At 46.6% G+C, this 6,476-nt stretch carries 9 protein-coding genes; 3 read left to right on the forward strand and 6 right to left on the reverse strand.

The genetic code is table 11. From position 1 onward, the window contains the following. Window position 1 precedes the first annotated feature (1 nt). Window positions 2–214, reverse strand: a complete 213-nt coding sequence (locus QUB35_RS28485; protein ID WP_333145001.1) for a hypothetical protein — start codon at window positions 212–214, stop codon at window positions 2–4. 126 nt (window positions 215–340) lie between these two features. On the opposite strand from QUB35_RS28485, the gene QUB35_RS28490 reads away from it, so the two are divergent. Beyond that, the gene (locus QUB35_RS28490; protein WP_333145002.1) at window positions 341–619 is read left to right on the forward strand and encodes a hypothetical protein; all 279 of its coding nucleotides are present in this window, start codon (window positions 341–343) and stop codon (window positions 617–619) included. Between the two features lie 75 nt (window positions 620–694). On the opposite strand, the gene QUB35_RS28495 is transcribed toward QUB35_RS28490, so the two are convergent. After that, on the reverse strand, window positions 695–1,987 hold the full coding sequence (locus QUB35_RS28495; protein WP_333145003.1) for a glycosyltransferase family 39 protein: 1,293 nt from the start codon (window positions 1,985–1,987) through the stop codon (window positions 695–697). 175 nt (window positions 1,988–2,162) lie between these two features. Between QUB35_RS28495 and QUB35_RS28500 the strand changes: the two genes are divergently transcribed. After that, window positions 2,163–2,315, forward strand: a complete 153-nt coding sequence (locus QUB35_RS28500; RefSeq protein WP_333145004.1) for a hypothetical protein — start codon at window positions 2,163–2,165, stop codon at window positions 2,313–2,315. A 95-nt stretch (window positions 2,316–2,410) separates the two neighbouring features. Here the strand turns inward: QUB35_RS28500 and QUB35_RS28505 are convergent, their stop codons facing one another. Next, window positions 2,411–3,283, reverse strand: a complete 873-nt coding sequence (locus QUB35_RS28505) for an alpha/beta hydrolase (RefSeq protein WP_333145005.1) — start codon at window positions 3,281–3,283, stop codon at window positions 2,411–2,413. Between the two features lie 63 nt (window positions 3,284–3,346). Continuing rightward, window positions 3,347–3,496: a hypothetical protein gene (locus QUB35_RS28510; protein WP_333145006.1), complete on the reverse strand. Its 150-nt coding sequence runs from the start codon at window positions 3,494–3,496 to the stop codon at window positions 3,347–3,349. Window positions 3,497–3,660: 164 nt separating this feature from the next. Here QUB35_RS28510 and QUB35_RS28515 point away from each other — a divergent pair, with 164 nt between their 5' ends. Continuing rightward, entirely contained in the window at window positions 3,661–4,155 is a 495-nt protein-coding gene (locus QUB35_RS28515; RefSeq protein WP_333145008.1) for a GAF domain-containing protein, read from the forward strand. 42 nt (window positions 4,156–4,197) lie between these two features. Here QUB35_RS28515 and QUB35_RS28520 read toward each other — a convergent pair whose 3' ends face one another. Both QUB35_RS28520 and QUB35_RS28525 read right to left on the reverse strand, forming a co-directional pair. After that, complete coding sequence (locus QUB35_RS28520; RefSeq protein ID WP_333107686.1) at window positions 4,198–4,695, reverse strand: hypothetical protein; 498 nt, start codon at window positions 4,693–4,695, stop codon at window positions 4,198–4,200. A 151-nt stretch (window positions 4,696–4,846) separates the two neighbouring features. Then, window positions 4,847–6,397 carry an ATP-binding protein gene (locus QUB35_RS28525; protein ID WP_333107685.1) on the reverse strand — a complete coding sequence of 517 codons (1,551 nt, stop codon included), beginning with the start codon at window positions 6,395–6,397 and terminating at the stop codon, window positions 4,847–4,849. Window positions 6,398–6,476: the final 79 nt, after the last annotated feature.

Genomic DNA, 6,476 nt, shown 5'->3' on the forward strand with positions numbered 1-6,476 from the left:
CCTATTCCCACCACTCGTTCCAATCTTCTTTTGTGCGTGGCGGATTCAGTTGCAGCGCCCAACTCGGATTCCAGCTATTATCAACATTCCGAATACTCACAACCGAGCCAATATTTGCTTGTTTGAGACTATTAAAAATAGTTTTGGCATTGCGCCCAACTTTACCAGGTTTTCCCGACCACCAATAATCGCTACCCTGGGGCGGATGAGTCATAATCTGATCCCAATGCGCCCAATTAATTATATTTGGATTTGTCTTAAGCTGTCACGCATTTAAATTGCATATTCAGGGCGGGCTTTCTGGCCCAACCCCTACTCCCCACAAAGCTTAGATTATTTTTTGACATTCAATTTAAATGCACAACAGCTTAACTTGGGATATTTCGGGCCAGCCGTATTTACCATCATTTTCAGATTCCCATCGAGACATCCCGCCGTAAATGCGGTAGGTATTAATTCCCAAATCTGGCAAATCTTGGATGTCGAAATTGATATTGCCCTAGACGGCACCGATGTAGCGAGTGCTGACACCCGCAGCATTGCCGGAAATTTTAATTGTTTCGATGTTTTGAACAAAAATTGCCGTTGGGCTGTACAACTCAAGGCTGAGGGCGATTAAAATGGCGATGGTAAAATTCCGAATAATTCTTTTTGAGAACACTGGGTTAATCACTCATGACAAACTGCCTAATACCTACTGACTAATTAACTTCAAGCGACGCTGAAGTTCCCCCGCCGCCGTAGCAATTACGACCGCCAAAATCGGGTGCAGCGGCTGGCTGTAGCGAACTTCTGCATAAGTGAGCGCATGAATCACAGTAAAATAGGCACAGACTAGCAACAGCGGCAAAAACTCCCGCCAGCGATGCCGCAAAACTATCATGCCCAAAGCAGCAAATACAGGCAAATTTCGCACCGCTAAAATGCCGACTATCCGTGGCGGCGAAAAGAATAGCCGCATTGCCTTCACATTAAACAGATCCTGATAAGGCAAGTCACTTATAGGGTTTCCCAACCAGAAAAAAACTGCCTTTTGCACACAATACCAGAGATAGACAGCAGGCTCGCGGAGGATGGAAGCGATCGCCCGTTTGGTAAAATAGCGATCGCCCTCAATTGTAAAAGCATTGTGTCCCCCATTCCGAGCCGGATTTAGTTCTTCCTCCCAAATCTGAACAATATGGCGTTTTGGCAGTTTTTCATAAGCCAAATGATAAAACTCTGGACTTCCTTGCCACAGCAGCGCCGTAGAAACGCTGTAAATCAAAAAAGTTTTGTGCGTTCGATAATTGTGGTAAGTCCAAGGTGCAGTAATGATGATAATTGCGCCCAAATAAGCAAGAAACAAAGCAATCTTGCGCTTAAAATGCCATTGGCGCGGCATCAATAGTGGCACAATTGCTGGAAGCAACATCCCTGTCGGGCGACAAAGATTCGTAATTGCCAACAGCGCACCTGCTAATGAAAAATTTTGCCACTGCGGCTGTTCCAATGCCCGCAACAGGCCCAGCACTGTTAAAAGTATTAAAGGCGTGTATAAAACCTCTGTTTGCAGCCGGCTGACATGATGAATGAGGGAGGGATTTATCGCAACTAATCCAGCCGCTACTAAGGAACTTTGAGGGCCAGTAAAACGCCGTGCCAGGATAAAAGTTAGCGGGATGATTGTCGCCCCCAAAAAAGCTTGTACGTAGACTACAGATGCGGGAGAACGACCAAAAATTGCATAGCATCCAGCTATAAAAAAGGGATAAACAGGCGTCCTGCCTGGCCTCTCAAAAAAATAACCGTTCAGCAGATCGTATGCGAAACGTTCATAGCCCGGTTCGTCGCCTCTGAGACGGGCGGGGGTATCGGGGAGAGTTTGGTTGGTGCGCCACGCCAAATAAAGGCGCAATGCCAGTCCCAGCAGCGTCAGACAAATGAGGGCCGAGACAATTATGCGGTGATTTCTTTGCTGCTGCGCTGCCAAGATGTCTGGTGTCATAAAAACTGACTGCGAAGATTTGATTGGCTTGCTCCCCATTTTTTAGGTTGGGAATGTCAAAAATTATATCATTTCACCTTCCATCTTTTTGGAGAAGAGATGTTTTTTTACCACAGATTATATTTAATGTGAACGGGCGAGCAGAACGCCTTACGGAACAGCCATACATCGCGCGATGGAATTGGTCAAAGAACACAACCCGAAACTTTCGCCCGCCATCAATCGCACCTGGATTGACTCGCTGGGACGTGCGGAGGCGATCACAATTTACCGCATTCACCCCAGCGAAATGAGCGGGCGCACGACGGAGGGCATCAGCAGTCGGTGAATATCTATGCTGGCATGGGAATAATAATTTTCTGAGTGAATCGCGATCGTCCTACTCGCAGGCTCAGTAGCATTCCGATCAAACTGGATATGATATTAAATGAACTTACTTGCCAAAAAATCTCTCATGTACCGATTCACTAACTGCGGCTGTTCCTGCTGCACCCAGTGGCTGCAATTAGGAATGTAGTGAATCTGAAAATCCCGCACGTAATCTGCGGTTCCATAGGTTAACTCTTTGCCGAGGGCGGCATCATTTTCTCCCCAAATCATCAGCGTGGGAACTTCCAGAACCCTCCAATTCGGGCGATCGAGAAATCCGCGAGCAATATTGCGGTAATAATTGATAGTAGCAGTCAGAGCGCCCCGCTTGGCAGCCGCATCTTTGTAAGCTTCGATATCTGAGGGGCTAAAGGTGCTTTTGTCAACCGCCATACCTTCCAAAGCAGCCGAAATTGCCTGATAGTCGCCCAATTGAATTAACAACTCCGGCAAAACTGGCAATTGAAACAAAAAGATGTACCAACTTCTCAACAATTGTTGGGGAGTGCGTAACCCTTCAGCAAACTTGGCCGGATGGGGTAGATTCATCACAATTAATTTATCCACCATTTGGGGATAAGCATAAGCAAAATTCCAGGCGATCGCGCCTCCCCAGTCGTGACCAACTAAGACGCAACTTTCGTATCCCAAACCCTGAATAATGCCCTTGACATCTTGCACAAACTCTGCCATCACGTAAGCAGATTGATCGTGAGGTTTGTCGCTGTCGTTGTAACCCCTGAGATCTACAGCGACGACTTTATAATCTGATGCAAATTCCGGGATTTGATGCCGCCAAGAATACCAAAATTCAGGAAATCCGTGCAGCATCAGCATCAGCGGCCCAGAACCTTGAGTGACATAGTGCAGTTTAATGCCGTTCGTAGCGATAAATTCGTGTTTCCAAGCAGCTTCTAGCACAGACATATTTGATGCTTCCTCTAGCTATCGAGATAGCCTAGCAGTTCCTCTCTTTAAGAGGAACCAACTTTAGGCATATCTAGCAATTCTCCCAGCACTTGTAAACTCTTCCTTTTCTCTTCCTTTGTGGAACAGGCGTCCCGCCTGTGGTTCTTCGCGAAAGCGGTTCATAAAAAAAGTCGCTCGCCCGTTTCCCACAAAGATTGCTATCTCTGTCAAAATAATAGTATAATGTTGCTGGCATCCAGACAACTGTTAAGCCAAAAATTACTCATTTTCGATCGCGCGAAAATCCAGAAGCGCAAGAATTTGAGGTGTTGTGAAGGTGCAAGTTCAAGAATTAAGATCGGGCGAGTGTACTAGGAATTAAAGGAGTTAATACTATGTCGGGCGATCGGCTGCAAAACATTGTTAACCGCTTGACTGATCGTCTAAAGCGCGATGTATTAGTTGAACAATCCCTATACGACATTCGAGAAGTTTTGCAGAGCGATCGCGCCGTACTGTACTATTTTTACAGACAGTGGCAAGGTCGAGTGACTTACGAGATGTTGAGTGCGATCGAACTCTCAATCTTGGGTTCAACAGGGCCAGATGAATGTTTTAACGACGAATACGCTGCTTTGTACGAAGCCGGCAGAGTTAAAGCAATTGCAGATATTGAAGTAGAACCAATTAACCCATGCCACCGAGATTTTCTGCGTAGCCTGAAAGTTCGCGCCAATTTAGTCGTGCCAATTTTAACGAACAAAGGACTGTGGGGGCTGTTAATTGCTCATCAGTGCAGCGGGCCCCGCACTTGGTTGCGATCGGACATTGAATTCATGCAGCAACAAGCACAAAATATGGCAATGTCTCCGACAATTCAAGATAGTTAATCTTTCATCCAAAATCCTGCTTTGTGAAAGTTGAGGTGCATTCTATCCATTCTGCTTCGGCTTCCAGAACTCAGTTTTTGGCGTGTATTTCTCGTACCCAGCGCCATCATTTATGCCCACAACCCTATGACCAAAGCATTCAAGCAAAGCGACCATGCAACCTGTACCACCGTATGGATAGCCATGCGGATCGAACCTTAAGTAGTATTTTCCTTTTTGTTCTTGAATGTCAATCAGCTCGTAATCTCCCACCCAAAACGCATCGAGCATAGATTCTAAATCCCACGGTGGGGTCAGCATTCTAGAAGAGCGGCGAATTTCGATCGGCGTGGAAAACCATTCGTCGCTCCACTCTTCTTCTTCTTCAGGGGAGGGATTCCAAAAATATGAACGTTCTGCGTCGGTCAAATAGTTTATAAATGGTCGATCGTTGGTTGTTTCATCGGTCTCTTTTGCAAGCTTAATCATGGTGAAGAGTTCAATCGCGCGGTAGAGGGAATTTGTATCTTTTGATGCGAACTCTATATAACAATAATCCATAATCTTTAAGATTATAATCAAATAAATACTAATGTTTTGCTAACTCTTACACGAGTTATACACGGATAATGAATCTACCAGGGCTTGAGATTCTTCCCTGCGGTCAGAATGACATAATTAGGTTGTGGCTGCGTAAGTCCTATACAGAACTTCAAGCTCGAATAACAGTAACAGATCGCCCGATTGGAGTAGTATGAATCTCAGTGTTCAGCCGTTCTTCGATTTCCGGTGCATTCTCGCGGCGATCGAATATTACCAACCAACCCGAATCCTGTCCCAATCGAGCCAAATATCCATCTAACTGTTCCAAACCTTTGCTCAGAGGGTCGGCTTTCTTAGTCCGCCAAACCTTCAGTTCAATACCCAATGTTACCTCACCGTAGCGCAAACATAGATCCATGCGATCGCGCCCGATCGCATATTCCCGTTCCAAAGTTCCCCCGCCATTAATCACCCGATGCAGAAACGCCATCAGCACTAAATGAGGGGCTATTTCGGGATAGGAAGCACTTTTGAGTAACGGTTCGCCATGTTGCAACCAAAAGGCCATAAAAGCTTGGAGTAAGGCATCGGTCATCAGTTCTCCGCGAGAGTTCAACCAACTCGGACTGATAATCGGTAAACTATCTTGCGGTCCTTGGGCTAAGACTCGCGGCAAAACTTCTCGATAAATCGGATTGGCGATGACTAAACCCCCCGCCGGAGATCGTTTTAGCAAGCCCAAATCTACGAGGTATTGGCGATCGTCATTAGAAGACTCGGGCAGTTCTTGTCCTGCTAAAATCGGCTCGATAATCGCTTTGACTCGATTTTCTCGGAGTCGTTCTGCCAAACTATCCAAATGCGTATCTTGACGTTGAATTATAATTTCTTTAGCTGTTAAAATATGGTCGGCTGTAATTGCGATCGATTCATCAGTAACTAATTCTTCTACTATTTCCTTGGCTAGCGCATTGACTAACCAAGGCTGTCCCTGAGTCAATTCAAAGGCTAAGGCTGTTGCTTCGGGTGTAAAAACTTGTCCGGTATCTTGAGTGTGTTGTGCGTAGAGTTCGGCGACTTCTTCGGCGTTAAAATTGCGTAAAGTTAGCGATCGCACTTTAATATTAAACGGACTAGAAGTATTGAGTCTGTCGCTACCACCCGCAGCGACTTTGTAATCGCGAACATCTCGCAAACCGATTAAGCCAACGGATTGAGGAAAAGCTTTAGGACGATTGGGATAAGCATCGCGCAGTTGGCGCAAGATGGAAATCAAGGCTTGGTCTTGCAGTGCGTCAATTTCATCAATAAAAATTACCAAAGGACGAGGGGATGCTTGCGCCCAAAGACTCAGTGCATCGCCGATTCGCTGTCCCGATTCCAACGAAGGCCAAGCAGGAGGCTGTAATTCCTGGGGAAGTCGGACGGAAATCGCCCGCCGCCAAGCAGCCAAAATCGCCTCTTCTGCACCTGCGATGTCTTGACTGAAGGGTGCGCCGACTTCAGCCGAAACCATGACGGCGGTGTATTGTCCGCTGTCGGTGAGTTGTTTGGCTAAAGCTAGCATGGCGGTGGTTTTACCCACTTGTCGGGGTGCATGAATGACGAAATAGTTCTGCTGAGCAATCAGTCGCTCTAGGTTGGGGAGGCGACGGGTAGCAGGGAGCAGATAGTGGATGTCTTCGCGACAGGGGCCTGCGGTATTGAACCAGCGTGGCATAGGTTAATTGGGGCTAAATGGGGGGGAGCATCTCAGTTTTGCATTTACAGTGCGAGCGTCCCCGCGCGCGTCTTGTTCA

Source organism: Microcoleus sp. B13-B6 (assembly GCF_036705405.1).
Classification (GTDB): domain Bacteria; phylum Cyanobacteriota; class Cyanobacteriia; order Cyanobacteriales; family Microcoleaceae; genus Microcoleus.

What these genes read in the sequence shown, in the direction of transcription:
- QUB35_RS28520 (WP_333107686.1), bottom strand. Translation starts at nt 4,695, where the DNA reads ATGGATTATTGTTATATAGAGTTCGCATCAAAAGATACAAATTCCCTC.
- QUB35_RS28500 (WP_333145004.1), top strand. Translation starts at nt 2,163, where the DNA reads ATGGAATTGGTCAAAGAACACAACCCGAAACTTTCGCCCGCCATCAAT.
- QUB35_RS28525 (WP_333107685.1), bottom strand. Translation starts at nt 6,397, where the DNA reads ATGCCACGCTGGTTCAATACCGCAGGCCCCTGTCGCGAAGACATCCAC.
- QUB35_RS28485 (WP_333145001.1), bottom strand. Translation starts at nt 214, where the DNA reads ATGACTCATCCGCCCCAGGGTAGCGATTATTGGTGGTCGGGAAAACCT.
- QUB35_RS28505 (WP_333145005.1), bottom strand. Translation starts at nt 3,283, where the DNA reads ATGTCTGTGCTAGAAGCTGCTTGGAAACACGAATTTATCGCTACGAAC.
- QUB35_RS28495 (WP_333145003.1), bottom strand. Translation starts at nt 1,987, where the DNA reads ATGACACCAGACATCTTGGCAGCGCAGCAGCAAAGAAATCACCGCATA.
- QUB35_RS28515 (WP_333145008.1), top strand. Translation starts at nt 3,661, where the DNA reads ATGTCGGGCGATCGGCTGCAAAACATTGTTAACCGCTTGACTGATCGT.